The organism is Streptomyces sp. NPDC005784, from assembly GCF_042871525.1.
Taxonomy (GTDB): Bacteria; Actinomycetota; Actinomycetes; order Streptomycetales; family Streptomycetaceae; genus Streptomyces.
In genome coordinates this window covers 76,181-101,147 of the sequence record NZ_JBIAIQ010000028.1, presented here as the reverse complement: position 1 = coordinate 101,147, position 24,967 = coordinate 76,181, and the positions used below count along the sequence as shown (strand labels likewise).

General features: G+C 69.0%; 22 protein-coding genes. All 22 read left to right on the top strand.

The window, feature by feature from the left end:
* Positions 1 to 1,059 carry a threonine synthase gene (gene thrC / locus ACFYR3_RS32980; RefSeq protein ID WP_355844409.1) on the top strand — a complete coding sequence of 353 codons (1,059 nt, stop codon included), beginning with the start codon at positions 1 to 3 and terminating at the stop codon, positions 1,057 to 1,059.
* A gap of 594 nt (positions 1,060 to 1,653) precedes the next feature.
* Positions 1,654 to 2,583 (top strand): homoserine kinase, encoded by a 930-nt coding sequence (thrB, locus tag ACFYR3_RS32975; protein ID WP_355844406.1) that lies wholly within the window; start codon positions 1,654 to 1,656, stop codon positions 2,581 to 2,583.
* 388 nt (positions 2,584 to 2,971) lie between these two features.
* Positions 2,972 to 5,038, top strand: a complete 2,067-nt coding sequence (gene rho / locus ACFYR3_RS32970; RefSeq protein ID WP_355844403.1) for a transcription termination factor Rho — start codon at positions 2,972 to 2,974, stop codon at positions 5,036 to 5,038.
* Between the two features lie 190 nt (positions 5,039 to 5,228).
* Positions 5,229 to 7,034: a trypsin-like serine protease gene (locus ACFYR3_RS32965; RefSeq protein WP_355844400.1), complete on the top strand. Its 1,806-nt coding sequence runs from the start codon at positions 5,229 to 5,231 to the stop codon at positions 7,032 to 7,034.
* Positions 7,035 to 7,243: 209 nt separating this feature from the next.
* Positions 7,244 to 8,380: an LCP family protein gene (locus ACFYR3_RS32960; protein ID WP_389285572.1), complete on the top strand. Its 1,137-nt coding sequence runs from the start codon at positions 7,244 to 7,246 to the stop codon at positions 8,378 to 8,380.
* 147 nt (positions 8,381 to 8,527) lie between these two features.
* Entirely contained in the window at positions 8,528 to 8,749 is a 222-nt protein-coding gene (gene rpmE, locus ACFYR3_RS32955; protein ID WP_266762813.1) for a 50S ribosomal protein L31, read from the top strand.
* 170 nt (positions 8,750 to 8,919) lie between these two features.
* Positions 8,920 to 9,996, top strand: a complete 1,077-nt coding sequence (gene prfA, locus ACFYR3_RS32950; RefSeq protein ID WP_355844394.1) for a peptide chain release factor 1 — start codon at positions 8,920 to 8,922, stop codon at positions 9,994 to 9,996.
* Positions 9,997 to 10,032: 36 nt separating this feature from the next.
* Positions 10,033 to 10,878: a peptide chain release factor N(5)-glutamine methyltransferase gene (gene prmC, locus ACFYR3_RS32945; RefSeq protein ID WP_355844391.1), complete on the top strand. Its 846-nt coding sequence runs from the start codon at positions 10,033 to 10,035 to the stop codon at positions 10,876 to 10,878.
* 131 nt (positions 10,879 to 11,009) lie between these two features.
* Positions 11,010 to 11,657: an L-threonylcarbamoyladenylate synthase gene (locus ACFYR3_RS32940; protein WP_355844388.1), complete on the top strand. Its 648-nt coding sequence runs from the start codon at positions 11,010 to 11,012 to the stop codon at positions 11,655 to 11,657.
* Positions 11,654 to 12,322, top strand: a complete 669-nt coding sequence (locus ACFYR3_RS32935; protein ID WP_355844385.1) for a protein-tyrosine-phosphatase — start codon at positions 11,654 to 11,656, stop codon at positions 12,320 to 12,322. The genes ACFYR3_RS32940 and ACFYR3_RS32935 overlap by 4 nt, the downstream gene beginning before the upstream one ends.
* 71 nt (positions 12,323 to 12,393) lie before the next feature.
* Positions 12,394 to 13,632 (top strand): serine hydroxymethyltransferase, encoded by a 1,239-nt coding sequence (gene glyA / locus ACFYR3_RS32930; RefSeq protein ID WP_356785929.1) that lies wholly within the window; start codon positions 12,394 to 12,396, stop codon positions 13,630 to 13,632.
* A gap of 129 nt (positions 13,633 to 13,761) precedes the next feature.
* A complete protein-coding gene (locus tag ACFYR3_RS32925; protein WP_355844379.1) occupies positions 13,762 to 15,129 on the top strand; it encodes an MraY family glycosyltransferase in 1,368 nt (455 codons plus the stop codon).
* Between the two features lie 294 nt (positions 15,130 to 15,423).
* Positions 15,424 to 15,861, top strand: a complete 438-nt coding sequence (locus ACFYR3_RS32920; protein WP_389285567.1) for a hypothetical protein — start codon at positions 15,424 to 15,426, stop codon at positions 15,859 to 15,861.
* A gap of 225 nt (positions 15,862 to 16,086) precedes the next feature.
* The gene (gene atpB / locus ACFYR3_RS32915) at positions 16,087 to 16,914 is read left to right on the top strand and encodes a F0F1 ATP synthase subunit A (RefSeq protein ID WP_389285565.1); all 828 of its coding nucleotides are present in this window, start codon (positions 16,087 to 16,089) and stop codon (positions 16,912 to 16,914) included.
* A 74-nt stretch (positions 16,915 to 16,988) separates the two neighbouring features.
* Positions 16,989 to 17,216: an ATP synthase F0 subunit C gene (gene atpE / locus ACFYR3_RS32910; protein ID WP_351127795.1), complete on the top strand. Its 228-nt coding sequence runs from the start codon at positions 16,989 to 16,991 to the stop codon at positions 17,214 to 17,216.
* Positions 17,217 to 17,257: 41 nt separating this feature from the next.
* Positions 17,258 to 17,803, top strand: a complete 546-nt coding sequence (locus tag ACFYR3_RS32905; RefSeq protein WP_389285563.1) for a F0F1 ATP synthase subunit B — start codon at positions 17,258 to 17,260, stop codon at positions 17,801 to 17,803.
* Entirely contained in the window at positions 17,800 to 18,621 is an 822-nt protein-coding gene (locus tag ACFYR3_RS32900; RefSeq protein WP_356785933.1) for a F0F1 ATP synthase subunit delta, read from the top strand. The genes ACFYR3_RS32905 and ACFYR3_RS32900 overlap by 4 nt, the downstream gene beginning before the upstream one ends.
* Positions 18,622 to 18,747: 126 nt before the next feature.
* Entirely contained in the window at positions 18,748 to 20,337 is a 1,590-nt protein-coding gene (gene atpA / locus ACFYR3_RS32895; protein WP_355844363.1) for a F0F1 ATP synthase subunit alpha, read from the top strand.
* Between the two features lie 21 nt (positions 20,338 to 20,358).
* Entirely contained in the window at positions 20,359 to 21,273 is a 915-nt protein-coding gene (locus ACFYR3_RS32890; RefSeq protein WP_355844360.1) for a F0F1 ATP synthase subunit gamma, read from the top strand.
* Positions 21,273 to 22,709 (top strand): F0F1 ATP synthase subunit beta, encoded by a 1,437-nt coding sequence (atpD, locus tag ACFYR3_RS32885; protein ID WP_351127804.1) that lies wholly within the window; start codon positions 21,273 to 21,275, stop codon positions 22,707 to 22,709. The genes ACFYR3_RS32890 and atpD overlap by 1 nt, the downstream gene beginning before the upstream one ends.
* Before the next feature lie 127 nt (positions 22,710 to 22,836).
* Complete coding sequence (locus tag ACFYR3_RS32880) at positions 22,837 to 23,211, top strand: F0F1 ATP synthase subunit epsilon (RefSeq protein ID WP_351127806.1); 375 nt, start codon at positions 22,837 to 22,839, stop codon at positions 23,209 to 23,211.
* Positions 23,212 to 23,371: 160 nt separating this feature from the next.
* Entirely contained in the window at positions 23,372 to 23,818 is a 447-nt protein-coding gene (locus ACFYR3_RS32875) for a DUF2550 domain-containing protein (protein ID WP_355844356.1), read from the top strand.
* Positions 23,819 to 24,967: the final 1,149 nt, after the last annotated feature.

The window sequence follows — 24,967 nt, the reverse complement described above, 5'->3', positions numbered from 1 at the left end:
ATGACCCACCAGTGGCGCGGAATCATCGAGGAGTACCGGGACCGGCTTCCGGTGTCCGACAGCACGCCGGTCGTGTCGCTCCGCGAGGGCGGCACGCCGCTCGTAGCCGCGCAGGTGCTCTCGGAGCGCACGGGCTGCGAGGTCCACCTCAAGGTGGAGGGCGCCAACCCGACCGGTTCCTTCAAGGACCGCGGTATGACCATGGCCATCACGCGGGCGAAGGAGGAGGGCGCGAAGGCCGTCATCTGCGCCTCCACCGGCAACACCTCGGCGAGCGCCGCGGCCTATGCCGTACGCGCCGGGATGGTCTGTGCCGTCCTCGTGCCGCAGGGCAAGATCGCGCTCGGCAAGATGGGGCAGGCACTCATCCACGGCGCCAAGATCCTCCAGGTGGACGGAAACTTCGACGACTGTCTGACGCTGGCGCGCTCGCTGTCCGACAACTACCCTGTGGCGCTGGTCAATTCGGTCAACCCGGTGCGTATCGAGGGGCAGAAGACCGCCGCCTTCGAGATCGTGGACATGCTCGGCGACGCGCCCGACATACATGTCCTTCCGGTGGGCAACGCGGGCAACATCACCGCGTACTGGAAGGGGTACACGGAGTACGCCGCCGACGGCATCGCCGCGCGGACCCCGCGCATGTGGGGCTTCCAGGCCTCCGGATCCGCGCCCATCGTGCGCGGTGAGGTGGTCAAGGACCCCTCGACCATCGCCACCGCGATCCGTATCGGCAACCCGGCCTCGTGGCAGTTCGCGCTGGCCGCGAGGGACGAGTCGGGCGGCTTCATCGACGAGGTGACGGACCGTGAGATCCTGCGCGCCTACCGGCTGTTGGCCGCACAGGAGGGTGTCTTCGTCGAGCCCGCGTCCGCCGCGTCCGTCGCCGGTCTGCTGAAGGCCGCCGAGCAGGGCAAGGTCGACCCGGGGCAGCGCATCGTCTGCACGGTCACCGGAAACGGTCTCAAGGACCCCGACTGGGCCGTCGCGGGCGCTCCGCAGCCGGTCACGGTCCCGGTGGACGCGGCGACGGCGGCGGAGCGGCTCGGACTCGTCTAGATCGAGGCTCGGACCGGCCTGGATCGAGGCTCGGACTCGTCTGGATTGAGCCTCAGTCCGGCTCGTCTGGATCGAGGCTCGGCCCAGGCTCGGTCCGGCGTCGACCCAGGCTCGGTCCGGCCTGAATCCAGGCCCGGTCCGGTGTAAATCCAGGTCTGGATCGGTCTAGAAGCAGGCCAGGTCCGGCGTAAATCCGGAACCGGTCTGGCGTGAACCCGCCAGGCGTGAACCCGCCAGGCGGTGCCGGCCGGTGCCGGTCGGTCCGGCGGGATCCGTCGAACAGGGCGGAACGCGCCGTGAGCGGGCGGGAAACCGTCAGAAAGCCGACGGAAACCGTCCGTTCGTGGGGGTCATCCCCACCGTGACCCGACGGGGGGTGCACGAGGGGCTTACGACACGCATCGTGCGCCTCCTGTGCGCCCTATGTCGCCACAGAACCTTCCTTCGATAGGCTGTACCGAACCCGCCCGCCGCATATGCCGCGGTGCCGCGCCGTCTTTGCGGATTCCGGGTCCTGTGCCCGTCTGTCGCGGTTCATTTCGCAGTTCTTCGAAAATCTCGTACATCACGCAGCTCAAGGAGAGTCATCGAGCGATGGCCGGTCCAGCGTTCCGCGCCGCCGCCGTCCGGGTGCGCGTCCCCGCCACCAGCGCCAACCTCGGCCCGGGTTTCGACGCCTTCGGGCTGTCACTGGGGCTGTACGACGACGTGGTCGTCCGGGTGGCCGACTCCGGGCTGCACATCGACATCGCGGGGGAGGGCAGCGAAACGCTGCCGCGCGACGAGAACCATCTCCTCGTACGTTCCCTGCGCACCGCCTTCGATCTGCTGGGCGGACAGCCGCGCGGCCTCGAGATCGTCTGCGCCAACCGCATCCCGCACGGCCGGGGTCTCGGTTCCTCGTCGGCCGCCATCTGCGCCGGCATCGTCGCCGCCCGCGCGGTGACGATAGGCGGGGAGAGCAGGCTCGACGACGCCGCGCTCCTGGAGCTCGCGACCGAGATCGAGGGACACCCCGACAACGTCGCGGCCTGTCTGCTCGGCGGGTTCACGCTCTCCTGGATGGAGTCGGGCGCCGCGCAGGCGATCAGGATGGAACCCGCCGACTCCATCGTTCCGGTGGTGTTCGTACCGGGAAAGCCCGTGCTCACCGAGACCGCTCGCGGTCTGCTGCCGCGCACCGTTCCGCATGTCGACGCCGCGGCCAACGCGGGTCGCGCCGCACTGCTCGTCGAGGCCCTGACCCGGCGCCCCGAGCTGTTGCTGCCCGCGACGGAGGACCGGCTGCACCAGGAGTACCGCGCCCCGGCGATGCCGGACAGCGCCGCGCTCGTCGAGCGCCTGCGCGCCGACGGCATCCCGGCGGTGATCTCCGGCGCGGGACCCACGGTCCTCGCGCTTGCGGACCGCGCGTCGGCCGACAAGGTGGCCGATCTCGCAGGTCAGGGCTGGGCCGCCAACCGTCTGGACCTCGACGCCCAGGGGGCGTGCGTGTTGCCGCTCGCACCTGTCGGGGTCAATTGACGACGCACGGTTGCCGGATTTGGAGAGGGGGAATGTTTGTTGGATCCGGTAGTGTTAACCTCAAGTCTGCACCCGACCCCACCATGGCGAGGTGCTTCGCGTCCCCGTCCGGGACACCCATTCTTCCGGGAGCCTCCCAAACTGCTACGTGCCTTGCATTGGGTGCTATGCGCTGAGCAGTGCTGAGCACGCTCCGGAACCGGCGTGACCGAGCCGATGACACCGAACCTCAGTGCCACGGCTCCGGAATCGTCATCACCAGCAATGTCTTCCGCCGCTTTGGCGGACCACCGCCCCGGCACGGTCCACACAGCAAGGACCAATGCCGGACAGCACAACCGGTCGCCGAGCCAGACAGGCCGACGTCCGCTCCAGGGAAGGACCCTTCGTGAGCGACACCACCGATCTGATGGGCGCACGTGTCGAGGAGACCGCTGCCGCGCCCGCCACGGACGCCTCCGCGCCTGCCACCGGTGCCGGCTCCAGGCGACGCCGCGGTACCGGCCTCGAAGGCATGGTGCTGGCCGAGCTGCAGCAGGTCGCATCCGGCCTCGGAATCAGGGGCACGGCGCGTATGCGCAAGAGCCAGCTGATCGAGGTCATCAAGGAGGCGCAGGCCGGAGGGGGTGCCCCGGCCAAGACGGCGTCCGACGACGCCGCCGCCGAGACCAAGCCGAAGCGCCGGACCACCTCGAAGGCCCGTACGGGCGACGAGGCTGCGGCGCCGGCCGAGGACAAGGCCGAGAAGGTCGCCGCCGACAAGGCCGTGGCCCAGCAGCAGATCGAGATCCCCGGCCAGCCGCTCAGCGACGACGCTCCCGCCGAGCGCCGTCGTCGCCGTGCCACCGCCGAGGCGGGCAGCCCCGAGACGGTTGCCGCCGAGGCGAAGAGCGAGCCGAAGGCCGAGACGCAGGGCGACGCCGAGGGCGCCGACGGACGTCGTGAGCGCCGTGAGCGCCGTGACCGCGACCGGGGCGGCCGTGACCGCGACCGTCGCCCGGCCAAGGGCGACGAGCAGCAGGGCGGCCAGGGCGCCGGACAGCAGCGCCCGGATCGTCAGGAGCGCCCGGATCGTCAGGAGCGCCAGGACCGTCCGGACCGTCAGCAGCAGGGCGGCGGTCGTCAGGACCGCCAGCAGACGCGTGACAGCGGCCCCCGTGACAGCGGTACCCGCGACAACGGCCCGCGTGACAACGGCCCGCAGGACGACGACGACTTCGAGGGCGGCCGCCGCGGCCGGCGCGGCCGTTACCGGGACCGCCGTGGGCGTCGTGGACGCGACGAGATCGCCGAGCCGCAGGTCGCCGACGACGACGTGCTGATCCCCGTCGCGGGCATCCTCGACATCCTCGACAACTACGCGTTCATCCGTACGTCGGGCTACCTGCCGGGTCCCAACGACGTGTACGTCTCCCTCGCCCAGGTCCGCAAGAACGGTCTGCGCAAGGGTGACCACGTCACCGGCGCGGTCCGTCAGCCCAAGGACGGCGAGCGCCGCGAGAAGTTCAACGCGCTGGTCCGCCTCGACTCGGCGAACGGCATGGCGGCCGAATCCGGGCGCGGGCGCCCGGAGTTCAACAAGCTGACGCCGCTCTACCCGCAGGACCGGCTCCGCCTGGAGACCGACCCGGGTGTGCTGACGACCCGGATCATCGACCTCGTCGCGCCGATCGGCAAGGGCCAGCGCGGTCTGATCGTGGCCCCGCCGAAGACCGGCAAGACCATGATCCTGCAGGCGATCGCCAACGCGATCACCGTCAACAACCCCGAGTGCCACCTGATGGTCGTCCTGGTCGACGAGCGTCCGGAAGAGGTCACCGACATGCAGCGGTCGGTCAAGGGCGAGGTCATCTCCTCGACCTTCGACCGCCCGGCCGAGGACCACACCACGGTCGCCGAGCTCGCCATCGAGCGTGCCAAGCGTCTGGTGGAGCTGGGCCACGACGTCGTCGTGCTGCTCGACTCGATCACGCGTCTGGGCCGTGCGTACAACCTCGCCGCCCCGGCCTCCGGCCGCATCCTGTCCGGTGGTGTCGACTCGACCGCGCTGTACCCGCCGAAGCGCTTCTTCGGTGCCGCGCGAAACATCGAGGACGGCGGCTCGCTGACCATCCTGGCCACCGCGCTCGTCGACACCGGCTCGCGCATGGACGAGGTCATCTTCGAGGAGTTCAAGGGCACCGGCAACGCCGAGCTCAAGCTCGACCGGAAGCTCGCCGACAAGCGCGTCTTCCCGGCGGTGGACGTGGACGCGTCCGGTACCCGTAAGGAAGAGCTGCTGCTCGGCAGCGACGAGCTCGCCATCACCTGGAAGCTGCGTCGCGTGCTCCACGCGCTCGACCAGCAGCAGGCGATCGAGCTGCTGCTCGACAAGATGAAGCAGACGAAGTCGAACGCCGAGTTCCTGCTCCAGATCCAGAAGACCACGCCGTCGCCGGGCAACAGCAACGACTGAGGTCTCCACGGCTGAGGTCCGCAACGACCGAGGTCCGCAGGGCAAGAACCACGAAGGGCCGCCCCCGTCACGCAGGTGACGGGGGCGGCCCTTCGTGCTGTTCGGGTCGCGTGTACGATCGCGCCCTTGAACTTTTGCTGAAACAGCTCTGAACTCTTATCTCTGAGGGGGGACTTGAGTGGATACATCCATGTCTGGGGGCGGTCGGCACAGACGCCGCATACGGATCGCCGTCCCGGTCGCCGCAGCTGGCCTCGCAGCCGCCGTCGCCGGTGCGCTTCTGATGTCGTCCGCGAACGCCGCGCCCATTACGACGCTGCCCACCCCGACCGTGCGCCTCACCCACTCGACGCCGTCCCAGGCCGTGTTGGAGAAGCGCGTCGCGGGCGCCGTCGCCAGTGACGGTATTGCGGGCCAGGCGACCCGGAAGGCGTCCCTGAGCGCCACCACGACCCCGGTGCACGTGGATCCGAAGATCATCGGCGGTCAGACGACCACCATCACCACGGCTCCGTGGATGGCCCAGCTCTGGTACCTCGACGACAAGGGCACCACGAGCACGGCCGACGACTTCGGCTTCTTCTGCGGTGGCTCCGTCGTGTCACCGACGAAGATCCTCACCGCCGCGCACTGCACCAAGGACGAGAACGGCAAGCTCTACGACTGGAAGGCCAACGGCGCCGTCGTGACCGGCACTTCCCAGCTGCCGACCGACACCAGCCTGAACGGCGGTACGGTCACCGCCGTCTCGCGGCAGTGGACTCACCCGTCGTACAGCCCGACCAAAATCGACAACGACATCGCGGTCATCACGCTGGCGAACCCCGTCATCGCCAAGCCGATCAACATGACGACGTCCGGTGACACCACCTCGTACAAGTCCGGCACCTCGGCGACGCTCTACGGCTGGGGCCGCACCACGTCCACCACGCAGAACATCTCCGACACGCTGAAGACGGCCACGCTGCCGATCAACTCGGACACCACGTGCAGTGGCTATTACCAGAGTGACTTCATCAAGGGCCACATGGTCTGCGCGGGCAAGCCGGCGACCGGCAGCGACGCCGGAACCGTCTCGGCCTGCAACGGCGACTCAGGCGGCCCGCTGGTCGTCGGCGGCCGCATCGTCGGTGTCGTCTCCTGGGGTGTCGAGAACTGCGTCGCGAAGGGCGCGTACAGCGTCTTCTCGAAGGTCAGCACCTACGTCGGCGCCGCCTGGCCGCGCGTCGAGGACACCAACCTGAACGACGACCAAAAGGCCGACCTGTGGGTGCGCAGCTCGTCGACCAAGGTGGGCTGGGAGAAGGACTCCAACGGCACCTCGTTCGGCGCGCGTCAGTCGTGGTCCAGCTGGGACGGCGTCAACGTCGTGCTCCAGACCGACCTCAACCGGGACGGCTACCAGGACTTCGTGGTCCGCGAGAGCGCCACCGGCGACGTCCACTGGATGCACTGGCTGCCCGCGACGGGCAAGTGGGCCAACGACAAGATCTTCACCAACTGGAAGACCCGTACCCGGATCGTCGCCCCCGGTGACCTCACCGGCGACGGCCTGCCCGACATCCTCTCCGTCGACTCCTCCGGAGCGATGTGGGAGTACCCGGGCAAGGGCAACGGCACCTTCCCGACGCGTGTCCAGGTCGGCACCGGCTGGAACCAGTACAACCTCGTGCGCGGACACGGCGACTTCACCGGCGACGGCAAGGCCGACCTGATCGCGCGCAGCAGCAGCGGCTCGTACATCTACCTGTACAAGGGCACCGGCAAGACCGGCGCCGGCGCCTTCTCCACCCGCGTCAAGGTGCGCACCTGGCCCGACTACAACGCCTTCGACGCCGTCGGTGACGTGACCGGCGACGGCAAGGCCGACTTCCTGGCCCGCACCGCCGGCGGCACGCTGTACCTGTACCCGGGTACCGGAAAGGCCACCAGCGAGATCTTCGCCACGAGGATCTCGGTGGGTACCGGTTTCCAGGCGTACGACATCTTCGGCTGACATCGCAGGTGAGCGGGTTCTCCCCGCTCCCGCCGAACACGCAGAGTGCCCATCGCGTCACGCGGTGGGCACTCTGCGTTGTGCAACCCTTTCCCGAGTTTCCCCGTCTGACCGTACGGAGTGACCATGGAGCGGTACGCCTCGTCACGACCAGATGGGCCTAGCCCTGAAAGCAGGGGGTAACCGACCGCAGACGGATTGAGGAGCACATGCCTGCCGAGAGCACGCCGGAGCCCGGTATACCGGGGGATCCCGGGAGCAGCACCCAGCGCAGCCCGAAGGGCCGCCGCCGCAAGACCCGCAGCACGCGGAGCAAGGCCCTGCTCATCACGGCCTGGACCGCGGCGGGCGTCGTGGTGCTCGGCGGCACCGGAGCCGGCTACCTGTATTTCAAGCTCAACGGCAACCTCAAGAGCGTCGACATCAACCAGGCGCTCGGCAGCGACCGCCCCACGAAGGTCGACAACGGCTCCGAGAACATCCTGGTGCTCGGCTCCGACACCCGCTCCGGCACCAACAAGGAGCTGGGTGGCGGCGCCGACGACGGCAGCGCCCGCTCCGACACCGCGATGATCGTCCACGTGTACAAGGGCCACAAGAGGGCGAGCGTGGTCTCCATCCCCCGGGACACCCTCGTCGAGCGGCCCGCCTGCGTCGACACGAAGGGCACCATCCACGGCGCGGCCTCAGGCGTGATGTTCAACTCCGCCTACTCCACCGGCGGTGCCGCCTGCGCGGTGAAGACCGTCGAGTCCATGTCCGGCATCCGCATGGACCACTACCTCGAGGTCGACTTCAGCGGCTTCCAGAAGCTGATCGACGACCTGGGCGGCGTCACGGTCACCACGACCAAGGCCATCTCGGACCACGAGAGCCATCTGCGTCTGACGGCCGGGTCGCACGACCTCAACGGCAAGCAGGCGCTCGGCCTGGTCCGCACCCGGCACGGCGTCGGCGACGGCTCCGACCTCGGCCGCATCCAGCTCCAGCAGGCGTTCATGAAGGCGCTGGTCGACCAGGTCAAGCACGTCGGGATCCTGTCCAACCCGAAAAAGTTGTACGACCTCGCCGACACCGCGACCAAGACGGTGACCACCGACACCGACATCGGCAGTGTCACCCGTCTCGCCTCCTTCGCGAGCGGTCTCAAGGGCATCGGCTCGTCCCACATGAACATGGTGACGATGCCGGTCCAGTACGACCGCGCCGACGCCAACCGCGTCCTCGTCGACAAGGCCAAGGCCGAACTGGTCTGGAAGGCGCTGAAGGCCGACCGGCCGATCCCGAAGGCGGCCACCGAGGGAACCGCCACCGGTACCGCGAAGGGCGTCGTCAGCCCCGGCTGACCCGCGCGCGCACCCCAGGGAATAGATCGTCGCGTCCCCCCGTTTTGGGGGATACGGCCAGTGCTGGCAGACTGGTACGTCGGCCCCGGTTCACGCATCCGCATCCAGCGGCGGCGACCCGGTGCCCTCCCGAAACTAGGAGACACCTTGAAGCGCGACATCCACCCCGAGTACGTCGAGACGCAGGTCAGCTGTACCTGTGGCGCGTCGTTCACCACCCGCAGCACGATCTCCAGCGGTGCCATCCGCGCCGAGGTCTGCTCCGAGTGCCACCCGTTCTACACGGGCAAGCAGAAGATCCTCGACACCGGTGGCCGTGTGGCCCGCTTCGAGGCCCGCTTCGGCAAGGCTGCCGCTGCCAACAAGTAGCGAGCCCACAGCGCCGGTCTTCGGGGTCCCCGCACGGGGACGCCGGGACCGGCGCTTTGCGGTCCAGCCCTCTCCCCAGGCTTCTCGACTTGTTCGAGCAGGGGAACCCCACGCCGTACCTACGTCCCCGAGCCCGTCATGGAGCTGGGGACAGTCCATTGGAGCCGGAGATGTTCGAGGCGGTCGAGGAACTGATCGGCGAGCACGCCGATCTGGAGAAGAAGCTCGCTGACCCGTCGGTCCACGCCGACCAGGCCAACGCGCGCAAGCTCAACAAGCGCTACGCCGAGCTGACCCCGATCGTCGCGACGTACCGCTCCTGGAAGCAGACCGGGGACGACATCGGCACGGCGAAGGAGTTCGCCGCCGACGACCCCGACTTCGCCGCCGAGGTCAAGGACCTGGAGAAGCAGAAGGAGGAGCTCACCGAGAAGCTCCGCCTGCTGCTGGTCCCGCGCGACCCGAGCGACGACAAGGACGTCATCCTGGAGATCAAGGCGGGCGCCGGCGGCGACGAGTCCGCCCTGTTCGCCGGTGACCTTCTGCGCATGTACCTGCGCTACGCCGAGCGCGTCGGCTGGAAGACCGAGCTCATCGACGCCACCGAGTCCGAGCTCGGCGGCTACAAGGACGTCCAGGTCGCCGTGAAGACCAAGGGCGGCCAAGGTGCCACCGAGCCCGGCCAGGGCGTCTGGGCCCGGATGAAGTACGAGGGCGGCGTGCACCGGGTGCAGCGCGTGCCCTCGACCGAGTCGCAGGGCCGTATCCACACGTCGGCCGCCGGTGTCCTTGTCACGCCCGAGGCCGAGGAGGTCGAGGTCGAGATCCTCGCGAACGATCTCCGTATCGACGTCTACCGCTCCTCGGGCCCCGGCGGCCAGTCCGTCAACACGACCGACTCCGCGGTGCGCATCACGCACATTCCCACCGGAGTCGTCGCTTCCTGCCAGAACGAGAAGAGCCAGCTGCAGAACAAGGAGCAGGCGATGCGTATCCTGCGCTCCAGGCTCCTCGCGGCGGCGCAGGAGGAAGCGGAGCGGGAAGCCTCCGACGTCCGCCGCAGCCAGGTCCGCACGGTCGACCGCTCCGAGAAGATCCGTACGTACAACTTCCCGGAGAATCGCATCTCGGACCACCGCGTCGGCTTCAAGGCGTACAACTTGGACCAGGTCCTCGACGGTGAGCTCGACGCCGTCATCCAGGCCTGCGTCGACGCGGACTCGGCCGCCAAGCTCGCCAACGCGTAACAGCAAACGACAACAGCTCAGCCCCGGAGGACCAGCGTGAACCTGCTGCTCGCGGAAGTGGCCCAGGCCACCCAGCGGCTGGCCGACGCCGGCGTGCCCTCGCCGCGCAACGACGCGGAGGAGCTCGCCGCCTTCGTGCACGGCGTGAAGCGGGGCGAGCTGCACAGTGTCAAGGACGTGGACTTCGACGCCCGCTACTGGGAGGTGACCGCGCGCCGCGAGGCCCGCGAGCCGCTCCAGCACATCACCGGGCGCGCCTACTTCCGCTACCTCGAACTCCAGGTGGGTCCGGGCGTGTTCGTCCCCCGCCCGGAGACCGAGTCGGTCGTCGGCTGGGCCATAGACGCCGTCCGCGCGATGGATGTCGTCGAACCGCTGATCGTGGACCTGTGCACCGGCTCGGGCGCCATCGCGCTCGCTCTCGCCCAGGAGGTCCCGCGCTCCCGTGTGCACGCCGTGGAGCTGTCCGAGGACGCCCTCCAGTGGACGCGCAAGAACGTCGAGGGGTCCAGGGTCGACCTGCGCCAGGGAGACGCTCTCGCGGCCTTTCCCGACCTCGACGGCCAGGTGGACCTGGTGATCTCCAACCCTCCGTACATCCCGCTCACCGAATGGGAGTACGTGCAGCCGGAGGCCCGGGACTACGACCCTGAGCTCGCCCTCTTCTCGGGCGAGGACGGACTCGACCTCATCCGCGGCATCGAGCGCACCGCGCACCGGCTGCTGCGTCCCGGCGGCGTCGTCGTCATCGAGCACGCCGACACCCAGGGCGGACAGGTGCCCTGGATCTTCACCGAGGAGCGGGGCTGGGCCGACGCGGCCGACCACCCGGACCTCAACAACCGGCCGCGGTTCGCGACCGCCCGCAAGGCGATGCCATGAGCGCGGCCCACGGGGTTCCGGCGCGTGGCGCCGTCGTGCGCCCGCGCACCGCGATTCCCCGCACCGCCATTCCCCGCACCGCGTTTCTTCGCACCCCCAGCCAGCAGTACGTGTATGAGGAGGCCCGCTAAATGGCACGGCGATACGACACCAACGACGCGACCGACCGCACCACAGGTCTGCGTGAGGCAGCGTCCGCCGTCCGCCGTGGCGAACTGGTGGTCCTCCCGACGGACACCGTCTACGGCATCGGTGCCGACGCGTTCACCTCGGAGGCCGTCGCCGACCTGCTGGACGCCAAGGGCCGGGGCCGCAACATGCCCACCCCTGTCCTCATCGGCTCCCCGAACACCCTGCACGGCCTCGTCACGGACTTCTCCGAGATGGCCTGGGAACTCGTCGACGCGTTCTGGCCGGGCGCCCTGACGCTCGTCGCCAAGCACCAGCCGTCCCTCCAGTGGGACCTGGGGGACACCCGGGGCACGGTGGCGATCCGTATGCCGCTGCACCCCGTCGCCATCGAGCTCCTCACGGAGGTCGGCCCCATGGCCGTCTCCTCCGCCAACCTCACGGGCCACCCGGCGCCGGAGGACTGCGACGCCGCGCAGAGCATGCTCGGCGACTCCGTCTCGGTGTACCTGGACGGCGGCCCGACCCCGGGCAACGTGCCCTCCTCGATCGTCGACGTGACCGGCAAGGTGCCCGTGTTGCTGCGCGCGGGCGCGCTGTCGGCGGAGGAGCTCCGGAAGGTCGTACCCGACCTCGAGGTGGCGAATTGACAGCCCCTGACGCGGGGCGTGGATGGATAAGCACGGGGATCACGGGGACCGGTGGGTCCCCCCGGGGGTCCTTCCGCATCCTCCACGTCAGCACCGGCAATGTGTGCCGCTCGCCGATCACAGAGCGGCTTACCCGGCATGCCCTGGCGGACCGGCTCGGCGACCCCCTGTGGGGCGGCCTCATCGTGGAGAGCGCCGGCACCTGGGGGCACGAGGGCGCGCCCATGGAGGCCAATGCCGCGACCGTCCTCAGCGACTTCGGCGCGGACCCCTCCGGCTTCGTCGGGCGCGAGCTCCTCGACGACCACGTCATCCGGGCCGACCTCGTCCTGACGGCCACCCGCGACCACCGCGCCCAGGTCATCTCCATGGGCCACTCGGCGGGCCTGCGCACCTTCACCCTGAAGGAGTTCACCCGGCTGGTCCGCGCGATAGACACGGCGACCCTGCCGCCCCTCCAGGACGGCGTGATCGACCGCGCCGTCGCCCTGGTCCGGGCCGCCGCGGCCCTGCGCGGCTGGCTGCTGGCCCCGACCGCCGAGGCCGACGAGGTCTACGACCCCTACGGGGCACCGCTGCCGTTCTTCCGCTCCATCGGGGACGAGATCAACGAGGCCCTGGATCCGGTCGTCACTGCGCTGACGGGGGTACCCGCACGGACGTGACACCGGGCGTCCCACCCGTCGCGGTTCTACATTGGACGTAAGCGTCCCCCCGCAGATGTCCGGAGTCCACCATGCCGGTCGCCACCACGCTCGAAGCGGATGTCCTGAGCCGCCAGGACCCCGAGCTCGCCGAGATCCTCATCGGTGAGCTGGACCGGCAGTCGACCACGCTGCAGTTGATCGCGGCCGAGAACTTCACCTCGCCGGCCGTCCTGGCCGCGCTCGGCTCGCCGCTGGCGAACAAGTACGCAGAGGGATATCCCGGCGCCCGCCACCACGGCGGCTGCGAGATCGTCGACGTCGCCGAACGCGTCGCCGTCGACCGCGCCAAGGCCCTCTTCGGCGCCGACCACGCCAACGTCCAGTCCCACTCCGGGAGTTCGGCCGTCCTGGCCGCCTACGCCGCCCTGCTGCGCCCTGGTGACACCGTGCTGGCGATGGGCCTGCCCTTCGGCGGTCATCTGACACACGGGTCGCCCGCGAACTTCTCCGGCCGCTGGTTCGACTTCGTCGGCTACGGGGTCGGGGCGGAGTCCGGGCTCATCGACTACGAGCAGGTGCGCGCGCTGGCCCGCGCCCGTCGTCCCAAGGCCATCGTCTGCGGATCGATCTCGTACCCCCGGCACATCGACTACGCGCTGTTCCGGGAGATCGCCGACGAGGTCGGCGCCTACCTCATCGCGGACGCCGCCCACCCGATGGGGCTCGTCGCGGGCGGAGCGGCGCCCAACCCGGTGCCGTACGCCGATGTCGTGTGCGCCACCACCCACAAGGTGCTCCGCGGGCCGCGCGGCGGCATGATCCTGTGCGGCGGCGAACTCGCCGAGCGCGTCGACCGGGCCGTTTTCCCGTTCACCCAGGGCGGCGCGCAGATGCACACCATCGCGGCCAAGGCCGTCGCGTTCGGCGAGGCCGCGACCCCCGCCTTCACGGCGTACGCCCATCAGGTGGTCGCCAACGCGCGCGTGCTGGCCGAGGGGCTGGCCGCGGAGGGGCTCGCGATCACCACGGGCGGCACCGACACCCATCTGCTCGCCGCGGATCCGGCGCCGCTCGGTGTCGAGGGGCGCACCGCGCGTGGCAGGCTCGCCGCCGCCGGTATGGTCCTCGACACGTGTGCGCTGCCTCACGGCGACGCCCGTGGCCTGCGGCTCGGCACCGCGGCGCTGACCACGCAGGGGATGGGCGAGCCGGAGATGGCACGGGTCGCCGCACTGTTCGCGGGGGTGCTGCGGGACGAGATCGACGGCCGGACGGCGCGGGAGGAAGTGCGGGAACTGACCGGTAGATTTCCGCCTTATCCGGACTGACCGGGGGTACGCGTACCGGGCTGCACAGCCACTCGTGCAACCATCGTCGCTACCCGAAAGTCCTCAACCATATGCGTGCATCGCTAGGGTGTGGGGCTGTGATGGCCAGCGAGACCTGTGGGGAAGCCCGTGCGTGAATACCTGCTGACGCTCTGCATCACGGCCGCGGTGACGTATCTGCTGACAGGGCCGGTACGGAAATTCGCGATCGTGGCCGGAGCCATGCCGGAAATCCGGGCGCGCGACGTGCACCGTGAACCCACGCCGAGGCTCGGCGGCATCGCGATGTTCTTCGGACTGTGCGCCGGCCTGCTGGTCGCCGACCACCTGAAGAACCTCAACGCGGTCTTCTCGAACTCGAACGAACCACGCGCCCTGCTCTCCGGAGCCGCGCTGATCTGGCTGATCGGCGTGCTGGACGACAAGTTCGAGATCGACGCCCTGATCAAGCTGGGCGGCCAGATGATCGCCGCCGGCGTGATGGTCATGCAGGGTCTGACGATCCTGTGGCTGCCGATCCCGGGCGTCGGCCTGGTCGCACTCACCCAGTGGCAGGGCACCCTGCTGACGGTGGCGCTCGTCGTCATCACCATCAACGCGGTCAACTTCGTGGACGGTCTCGACGGACTGGCCGCCGGCATGGTGTGCATCGCGTCCGCCGCGTTCTTCCTCTACGCCTACCGGATCTGGTACTCGTACGGCATCGAGGCCGCCGCCCCGGCGACGCTGTTCGCGGCGATCCTGATGGGCATGTGCCTGGGCTTCCTGCCGCACAACATGCACCCCGCGCGGATCTTCATGGGCGACTCGGGTTCGATGCTCATCGGGCTGGTGCTGGCCGCCGGCGCCATCTCCATCACCGGGCAGATCGACCCCGACGTGATGAACCTCTTCTCCGGATCCGAGCGCAACACCGTGCACCAGACGGTGCCGGTGTTCATCCCGCTGCTGCTGCCGCTGACGATCATCGCGATCCCGGCCGCCGACCTGGTGCTCGCCATCGTGCGGCGCACCTGGCGCGGGCAGTCGCCGTTCGCCGCCGACCGCGGCCATCTGCACCACCGCCTCCTGGAGGTCGGCCACTCGCACAGCCGGGCCGTCCTGATCATGTACTTCTGGTCGGCGCTGATCTCCTTCGGCGCCCTCGCGTACTCGGTCAACTCCGGGGCCATGTGGAGCGTGCTCGTCATCGCGGCGCTCAGCGCGGTCGGTCTCGTGCTGCTCCTGCTGCCGCGCTTCACACCGCGTGCCCCGCGCTGGGCCGAGCACCTCCTGCCGCCGCGCTACCGGCGCCGCAGAGCCGCCGCGCTGGCAGCCGGAGCGGCCGCCGAGGCGGGGTCGCCCGTCACCCACGAGGCGGCGGCGGCAGGCGAGCAGGACGAGGCGCGTGAGCACCTTGCGCCGGCGGTTGCCGGAGTCTCAGGAGTCAACGGAGCGACGGCAATTGGGACCCGTCCGAGACTCCTCGACCGGCGCGAGGCCGAGTCCTCGCGCTGAGTCGAAGGTAAGAATCTGACTAACGCGTGACCAAATCGTGGGGTAGTAAAGCGTCCCAATACCAGACAAGTTGGTGCTCTGGATGCACAGACGCGCGCCCTCACACTCATGTGTGACAGTCGGCACACCAACCAGGTAAAGACCTCATCAAATAGTTTGTGATACGGTTCACGAGAACCCAGGGCAGAGCCGAAGGACCCCAGCACCACGGTCCTTTGGCGTGAGGTTCTCTCTCGGCCCGGGTCTACGCTCGTCCATGACGACACGCCCCCCTTAGCAAGCGGAGTTGCCGCCATGCCGTCCAATGACGCCCGGATCCTCCTTCAGGCCGCTGTACCCACAGCTGCCGTCGGCGCGATTGCCGCCGTCGTCAGCGGTGTGGTCGCCGGCGGCAAAGGGGCGCTAGGGGCGATCGTCGCGACGCTGGTCGTGATTCTCTTCATGGGGATCGGGCTCTACGTTCTGCAGCGCGTCGCCAAATCGCTTCCGCACTTGTTCCAGGCGATGGGTCTCCTGCTCTACACGGCGCAGATTCTTCTGCTGTTCATCTTTGTCGCCGTGTTCAAGAACACTTCGCTGTTCAATCCCAAGTCCTTCGCGCTCACCCTGGTCGTCACCACCCTCGTGTGGATCGGCGCACAGGCGCGTGCCCATATGAAGGCCAAGATCCTCTACGTCGAGCCCGACCCCTCGAAGGGCGACAAGCCCGAAAACAAGGGGCACTCGTCGTGAGGGGTAGGGCCGGGATAAGTGCACGTAGGAGATCCTGCTATCGTCCGGTGCCAACTGCGGCATCGCGGGCGCGGGCATCTGAGCTGACGCCTGCTCAATCGCGAGGCTTGATGCCCCACTGCCGCCCCCACATCCGTAACACCAGTCCAGTGCCGAACCGCGGCTGTGCGCCGCGCCGACACAACGAGGTTGCCGTACCTATGCGCCACGCTGAAGGAGCCCGCGGTGAGTGCTGACCCGACGCAGGTGCTCGCTTTCGAGACCGACTGCCACATCTTCGAGAACAACGGTTGTGGCTTCCCGGCACCCGGCCTGCACTCGTTCCTGTTCGAGCCTCTCTGGGGCGACGGGGACAGCAACTTGTACTTCAACAAGACGATGCTCCTTGCGCTGCTCGGCTCGGTTATCGTCGTCGCCTTCTTCTGGGCCGCCTTCCGCAAGCCGAAGGTCGTCCCGGGCAAGCTGCAGATGGTCGCCGAGGCGGGCTACGACTTCATCCGCCGCGGCGTCGTCTACGAGACGATCGGCAAGAAGGAAGGCGAGAAGTACGTCCCGCTGGTCGTCTCGCTGTTCTTCTTCGTCTGGATGATGAACCTCTGGTCGATCATTCCGGTCGCCCAGTTCCCGGTCACGGCGATCATCGCCTACCCCGCGGTGCTGGCCGGAATCGTCTACATCGTCTGGGTGTCCCTGACGTTCAAGCGCCACGGATTCGTCGGAGCGTTCAAGAACTTCAGTGGCTACGACAAGTCGCTGGGCCCGGTTCTCCCGCTGGCCATGTTCATCGAGCTGCTCTCGAACCTGATCGTCCGGCCGTTCACGCACGCGGTGCGACTCTTCGCGAACATGTTCGCGGGTCACACCCTGCTGCTGCTGTTCACGATCGCCACCTGGTACCTGCTCAACGGTTTCGGGATCGTCTACTCGGGCGTCTCGTTCATCATGGTCATCGTCATGACGGCCTTCGAGCTGTTCATCCAGGCCCTGCAGGCGTATGTGTTCGTGCTGCTGACCTGCACCTTCATCCAGGGCGCGCTGGCCGAGCACCACTGAGCGCCCGTCCTCTCCGCCCCGCAGTCGTCCGGTGGCCAACCCCCACCGGTCCGTAAAGAAAAGGAATAACTGGCATGCAGACCCTTGCCGCTGTCTCCGGCTCGCTCGGCTCGATCGGTTACGGCCTCGCGGCCATCGGCCCCGGCGTCGGCGTCGGCATCATCTTCGGTAACGGCACCCAGGCCCTCGCCCGTCAGCCTGAGGCCGCCGGTCTGATCCGCGCCAACCAGATCCTCGGCTTCGCCTTCTGTGAGGCGCTCGCCCTCATCGGTCTGGTCATGCCGTTCGTCTACGGCAAGTGATCTTCGGATCCACGACAGCCCACTAGACGAAAGGCACTGATATGAGCCAGCTGCTCATTCTGGCGGCCGAGGAGGCCGAAAACCCCCTCATCCCGCCGATCCCCGAGCTTGTCATCGGCCTGATCGCCTTCGTCATCGTCTTCGGTTTCCTGGCCCGGAAGCTTCTCCCGAACATCAACAAGGTTCTGGAGCAGCGCCGCGAGGCCATCGAGGGCGGTATCGAAAAGGCCGAGGCCGCGCAGACCGAGGCCCAGAGCGTTCTTGAGCAGTACAAGGCTCAGCTCGCCGAAGCCCGTCACGAGGCCGCGCGCCTGCGCCAGGAAGCAACGGAGCAGGGCGCCACGCTCATCGCCGAGATGCGCGCGGAAGGCCAGCGGCAGCGCGAGGAAATCGTCGCCGCCGGTCACACGCAGATCGAGGCCGACCGCAAGGCCGCCGCTCAGGCGCTGCGTCAGGACGTCGGCCACCTGGCCACCGACCTGGCCGGCAAGCTGGTCGGCGAGTCCCTCGAGAACCACGCCCGGCAGAGCCGCGTCATCGACCGTTTCCTCTCCGAGCTCGAGGAGAAGGCCGAGGCGGCTCGATGACTGCACACGGAGCGAGCCGCGAGGCAACCGCAGCCGCACGTGAGCGTCTCGACGCGCTGACGGACTCGACGTCCGTGGACGCGGCACAGCTCGCCGACGAGCTGGCCGCGGTCACCGCGCTGCTCCACCGCGAGGTGTCGCTGCGTCGGGTCCTCACCGACCCGGCGCAGCCCGGCGAGGCCAAGGCCGAGCTGGTCCAGCGCCTGCTCGGCGCCCAGGTGGGCGGCACCGCCGCCGACCTGGTGGCCGGCATGGTGCGCTCCCGCTGGTCGCAGCCCCGCGACCTGGTGGACGCCCTCGAGGAACTCACCGCCACCGCCGATCTCACGGCGGCGCAGCGGACGGGCGCGCTCGACAACGTCGAGGACGAGCTGTTCCGCTTCGGCCGGATCGTCGCCTCGAACACCGAGCTGCGCGCCGCGCTGACCGACCGGGCCGCCACCACGGCGGCCAAGAGCGAGCTGCTGCGCAGCCTGCTCGGCGGCCGGGCCGACGTGACGACCGAGCGTCTGGTGACGCGCCTTGTGACCGCGCCTCGCGGACGTAGCCTGGAAGCGGGACTCGAGTCCCTGTCCAGGCTCGCCGCCGAGCGCCGCAACCGCATGGTCGCCGTGGTCACCTCGGCGGTGCCGCTGAGCGACGGACAGAAGCTGCGCCTCGGCGCCGCTCTGGCGAAGCTCTACGGCCGCCCGATGCACCTCAACCTCGACGTGGACCCCGATGTCCTCGGCGGGATCCGGGTGCAGGTCGGCGACGAGGTCATCAACGGTTCCATCGCGGACCGTCTCGAGGACGCCGCCCGCCGCATGGCGAGCTAGTAATCCCATAAGCAGTAGGCAATTACGGCCCATGTTGGGCCGTGCAGAGGATTCACCTCTCATAGGGGGGAGTCCCCATCCCCCCAAGTGAAACTTCGGGCCCAACAAGGAGAGCAGGGAACCCAGATGGCGGAGCTCACGATCCGGCCGGAGGAGATCCGGGATGCGCTGGAGAACTTTGTCCAGTCGTACAAGCCGGACGCGGCCTCGCGCGAGGAGGTCGGTACGGTCACCGTTGCCGGCGACGGTATCGCCAAGATCGAGGGTCTCCCCTCGGCCATGGCGAACGAGCTGCTGAAGTTCGAGGACGGAACCCTCGGCCTCGCGCTGAACCTGGAAGAGCGCGAGATCGGTGCGGTCGTCCTCGGCGAGTTCAGCGGTATCGAGGAGGGCCAGCCGGTGCAGCGCACCGGTGAGGTGCTGTCCGTCGCCGTGGGCGAGGGTTACCTCGGCCGCGTCGTCGACCCGCTCGGCAACCCGATCGACGGCCTCGGCGAGATCGAGACGTCCGGCCGCCGCGCCCTCGAGCTGCAGGCCCCGGGCGTCATGGTCCGCAAGTCGGTGCACGAGCCGATGGAGACGGGCTACAAGGCCGTCGACGCGATGACCCCGATCGGCCGCGGCCAGCGTCAGCTGATCATCGGCGACCGTCAGACCGGCAAGACCGCGCTGGCCGTCGACACGATCATCAACCAGCGCGACAACTGGCGCTCGGGCGACACCAAGAAGCAGGTCCGCTGCATCTACGTCGCCATCGGTCAGAAGGGTTCGACCATCGCCTCCGTGCGTGGCGCCCTCGAAGAGGCCGGCGCGCTGGAGTACACGACCATCGTCGCCGCCCCGGCGTCCGACCCGGCCGGCTTCAAGTACCTGGCGCCGTACACCGGTTCGGCCATCGGCCAGCAGTGGATGTACGAGGGCAAGCACGTCCTCATCATCTTCGACGACCTCTCGAAGCAGGCCGACGCCTACCGCGCCGTGTCCCTGCTGCTCCGCCGTCCGCCGGGGCGCGAGGCCTACCCCGGTGACGTCTTCTACCTGCACTCCCGTCTGCTGGAGCGCTGCGCGAAGCTCTCCGACGAGATGGGTGCCGGTTCGATGACGGGTCTGCCGATCGTCGAGACCAAGGCGAACGACGTGTCGGCGTTCATCCCGACCAACGTCATCTCCATCACCGACGGTCAGTGCTTCCTGGAGTCCGACCTGTTCAACGCCGGTCAGCGTCCGGCCCTGAACGTCGGTATCTCGGTCTCCCGCGTCGGTGGCTCCGCCCAGCACAAGGCGATGAAGCAGGTCTCCGGCCGGCTCCGCCTCGACCTGGCCCAGTACCGCGAGCTGGAGGCGTTCGCCGCCTTCGGTTCCGACCTGGACGCCGCGTCGAAGTCGCAGCTGGAGCGCGGTCAGCGTCTGGTCGAGCTGCTCAAGCAGGCTCAGTACCAGCCGATGTCGACCGAGGACCAGGTCGTCTCCGTCTGGGCCGGTACCACCGGCAAGATGGACGAGGTGCCGGTCGTCGACGTCCGCCGCTTCGAGAAGGAGCTCCTGGAGTACCTGCACCGCAAGGAGCAGGGCCTCATGACCTCCATCAAGGAGGGCGGCAAGATGTCGGACGACACTCTCACCGCCGTCGCGGACGCGATCGTGGACTTCAAGAAGCAGTTCGAGACCTCGGACGGGAAGCTTCTCGGCGAGGACGCTCCGTCCGCGGCCAAGTGACGTAAGGAAGGGACCTGACTCATGGGAGCCCAGCTCCGGGTCTACAAGCGTCGCATCCGATCCGTCACCGCGACCAAGAAGATCACCAAGGCGATGGAGATGATCGCCGCCTCGCGCGTCGTCAAGGCGCAGCGCAAGGTGGCGGCCTCCACGCCGTACGCGACCGAGCTCACCCGCGCGGTCACGGCGGTCGGTACCGGTTCGAACACCAAGCACCCGCTGACCACGGAGGCGGAGACGGCGACCCGTTCCGCGGTGCTGCTCCTCACGAGCGACCGCGGACTGGCCGGCGCCTTCAACTCCAACGCCATCAAGGCGGCGGAGCTGCTGACCGCCCGTCTTGAGGCCGAGGGCAAGGAGGTCGACACGTACATCGTCGGCCGCCGTGGTCTCGCCCACTACAACTTCCGCGAGCGCAAGGTCGTGGAGTCGTGGTCGGGTTTCACCGACGAGCCCACCTACGCGGACGCGAAGAAGGTCGCGGGTCCGCTGATCGAGGCCATCGAGAAGGAGACGGCGGACGGCGGCGTGGACGAACTCCACATCGTCTACACCGAGTTCGTCTCGATGATGACGCAGACGGCCATCGACGGCCGGCTGCTGCCGCTTCGCCTCGAAGAGGTGGCGGAAGAAGCGCCCGAGGGCGAGATCCTTCCGCTGTACGAGTTCGAGCCGTCGGCGGAGGACGTCCTTGACGCCCTGCTGCCGCGCTACGTCGAGAGCCGTATCTACAACGCGCTGCTCCAGTCGGCTGCCTCCAAGCACGCCGCCACCCGCCGCGCGATGAAGTCGGCGACCGACAACGCGGGAGACCTGATCACCACGCTCTCCCGACTTGCCAATGCGGCCCGCCAGGCCGAAATCACCCAGGAAATCAGCGAGATCGTCGGTGGCTCCGCAGCCCTTGCCGACGCGACCGCGGGGAGTGACAAGTAATGACGACGACTTCTGAGACGGCCGTTGCCACGGGCCGCGTCGCCCGGGTCATCGGCCCGGTCGTCGACGTGGAGTTCCCCGTCGACGCGATGCCGGAGATTTACAACGCCCTTCACGTCGAGGTGGCCGACCCGGCCAACGCCGGCGAGAAGAAGACGCTGACCCTGGAAGTCGCCCAGCACCTGGGTGACGGCCTGGTCCGCACGATCTCCATGCAGCCCACCGACGGTCTGGTCCGCCAGGCCGCCGTCACCGACACGGGCGCGGGCATCACCGTCCCCGTCGGTGACTTCACCAAGGGCAAGGTCTTCAACACCCTCGGTGAGGTGCTGAACGCCGACGAGAAGTACGAGGGCGAGCGCTGGTCCATCCACCGCAAGGCCCCGCGCTTCGACGAGCTCGAGTCGAAGACCGAGATGTTCGAGACCGGCGTCAAGGTCATCGACCTTCTCACCCCGTACGTCAAGGGTGGAAAGATCGGTCTGTTCGGTGGTGCCGGTGTCGGCAAGACGGTGCTCATCCAGGAGATGATCTACCGCGTCGCCAACAACCACGACGGTGTCTCCGTGTTCGCCGGTGTCGGTGAGCGCACGCGTGAGGGCAACGACCTCATCGCGGAGATGTCGGAGTCGGGCGTCATCGACAAGACCGCCCTTGTCTTCGGCCAGATGGACGAGCCCCCGGGCACCCGTCTGCGCGTGGCCCTCGCGGGTCTGACCATGGCGGAGTACTTCCGCGATGTGCAGAAGCAGGACGTGCTGTTCTTCATCGACAACATCTTCCGCTTCACGCAGGCCGGTTCCGAGGTCTCGACCCTGCTCGGCCGTATGCCCTCCGCGGTGGGTTACCAGCCGAACCTGGCCGACGAGATGGGTCTCCTCCAGGAGCGCATCACCTCGACCCGTGGTCACTCGATCACCTCGATGCAGGCGATCTACGTCCCCGCGGACGACCTGACCGACCCGGCCCCGGCCACCACGTTCGCCCACCTCGACGCGACGACGGTTCTCTCCCGTCCGATCTCCGAGAAGGGCATCTACCCGGCCGTGGACCCGCTGGACTCCACGTCCCGCATCCTGGACCCCCGCTACATCGCGGCGGACCACTACGCGGCCGCGATGCGCGTCAAGTCGGTTCTTCAGAAGTACAAGGACCTTCAGGACATCATCGCGATCCTCGGTATCGACGAACTGGGCGAGGAGGACAAGCTCACCGTCCACCGTGCCCGTCGCGTGGAGCGCTTCCTGTCCCAGAACACCCACGTCGCCAAGCAGTTCACCGGCGTCGACGGGTCGGACGTCCCGCTGGACGAGTCGATCGCGGCCTTCAACGCGATCATCGACGGTGAGTACGACCACTTCCCGGAGCAGGCGTTCTTCCTGTGCGGTGGCATTGAGGACCTCAAGGCCAACGCCAAGGAGCTCGGCGTCTCCTGAACCTCGTGTTCTGAGTGAGGGGGCAGGACCGCGCCTCGCGGGGTGCGGTCCTTCCCTCTCCGTACGCCTACTAGACTTTGACCCAACACCCGGCAGCAACGCCGGGTGGTGACCCGAGGAGCCCACCTTGGCTGCTGAGCTGCACGTCGAGCTCGTCGCCGCGGACCGTAGTGTCTGGTCCGGCGAGGCCACCCTGGTCGTCGCGCGTACCACGTCCGGCGACATCGGCGTCATGCCCGGTCACCAGCCGCTGCTCGGTGTGCTGGAGTCGGGCCCGGTGACCATCCGTACGAGTGATGGTGGAACAGTCATCGCCGCGGTGCACGGCGGTTTCATCTCATTCGCTGACAACAAGCTGTCGCTGCTGGCCGAGATCGCCGAGCTGTCGGACGAGATCGATGTCCAGCGTGCGGAGCGGGCGCTCGAGCGCGCGAAGTCGGACGCCGACGCGTCCGCCGAGCGCCGCGCGGACGTCCGCCTGCGTGCGGTGGCGACCCGCTGACCATCGGTGCGAACCCGGCCCTTTAGGCGCTGGGCTAGCACTGTGTGAAGCTTTGACTCAGCCGCGGCTGGGACCGGATCACTCCGGCCCTGGCCGCGGCTGAGGCAAATCCGGAAGTTTTTTCTTTTCCGTTACCTAGGAGACGAGGAGGTCGGTGTCGATGGTCCTCGCTCTGACTGTGTGCGGAGTGCTTGTAGCGCTTGTAGTGGTGGGGCTGTTCGTCTTCGGCCTCCGCCGCCGGCTGATCCAGCGTTCCGGCGGAACGTTCGACTGCAGCCTGCGCTGGGACGTCGCCGAGAAGGGTGACCCCAGCGGCAAGGGCTGGAGTTACGGGGTCGCCCGCTACAACAGCGACCGGATCGAGTGGTACCGCGTCTTCTCGTACGCCCCCCGCCCGCGCCGCACCCTCGAACGCTCGGCGATCGAGGTGGCCGGCCGCCGTGCCGCCGAGGGCGAGGAGGAACTCGCGCTGCTCTCCGACGCGATCATCCTCGCCTGTGTCCATCGCGGGACGCGCCTGGAACTGGCGATGAGCGAGGACGCGCTGACCGGCTTCCTCGCCTGGCTGGAGGCTGCCCCGCCGGGCCAGCGAGTGAACGTGGCCTGAACCGCCCCGTACTCCCGGCGGCCGGAACCCCCCGACCGAAGCACGGCCCCCGGCCCACCACCTGAGACACTCACGTCCCGCTGCCCCGCTGTCCCGCTGCCCCGCTGGCTCCGGCGCCCCACGCTCGCGCGCCGTCCGGCCCGGCGTCAGTCTGCCTTGCGACCTCACGTCCGTCATCCCGAGCACTGCCGTCCCGGCCCTCGCCGCCCCGCCCCGGAGACCCGCTGCCCTGAGGCCCTCCCCTCACCGGCCCCGAGCCCGCCGCACCGCGCCCCACGCCCTTGAGCCCGGCTGTCGGCCGCACCGCGCCCCCACACGCCTTGAGCCCGGCTGTCCGTCGTCGCGCGTTCCCGCGCCCCGCGCCGGGTTGCCGGGTTCTTCGCGGTCCGGAGGCCCGCGCTCGGTTGTCCGGTTCCTGGCGGTCCGGAGTTCTGCGCTGGGTTGCCTGGTGCTTCGCGGTCCCGCGTCCCGTCCGGCTGCCGGCTCCGGGCGGTCCCGCGTCCCGCGCTCGGTTGCCCGGCTTCTCGCGGTTCTACGTCCGTCTGCCTCTGCGGCCTAGTAGTCCCGCAGCCCAGCAGTCCCGCGGTTCAGTAGTCCGCGGTCCCGTAGTCCGGCAGTCCGGCAGTCCGGCGGTTCAGCCGTCCTGCCCCCGCAGTCCGTGAGCCGGAGGCCCGGTGCGGCTGCGTACCCCGGCTCGGTGTTCCCGCCGCCCGGCGATTCGCTTTCCCGCGCTCCACGCCCGTGGCCCCCGGAAGCTGGCCCTGGGGCCCCGGCTCCGGCTCCGGCCCTGGGCTTCGGCCGCAAGGCCCGGCTCGGGGCCCCGCCTTCCTGCGCCCGGGCAGCCTGCTGCCCCTGGACCCCCGGTTCCCGGCTCCGGTCCTGGCCCTGGGATCCGGGCCTCGGCTTCGGCCGCTGGGCCCCGGCTCGGGGCCCGGCTCCCCGCGTCCAGGCAGCCCGCTGCCCCCTGATCTCCGCCCCCGCCCCTCGGGGGAAGCCCCTGTTCTCCGCCTCCGCCGCTCGGCGGAAGCCCTGTTCTCCGCCCTCGCCCCTCGGGGTGGAAACAGCGCGCCGCGGGGGGCCCCCGGGGGGGGGGCCGGGGGGGGGGGGGGGGGGGGGGCCGGGGGGGGGGGCCGGGGGGGTGGGGGGGGC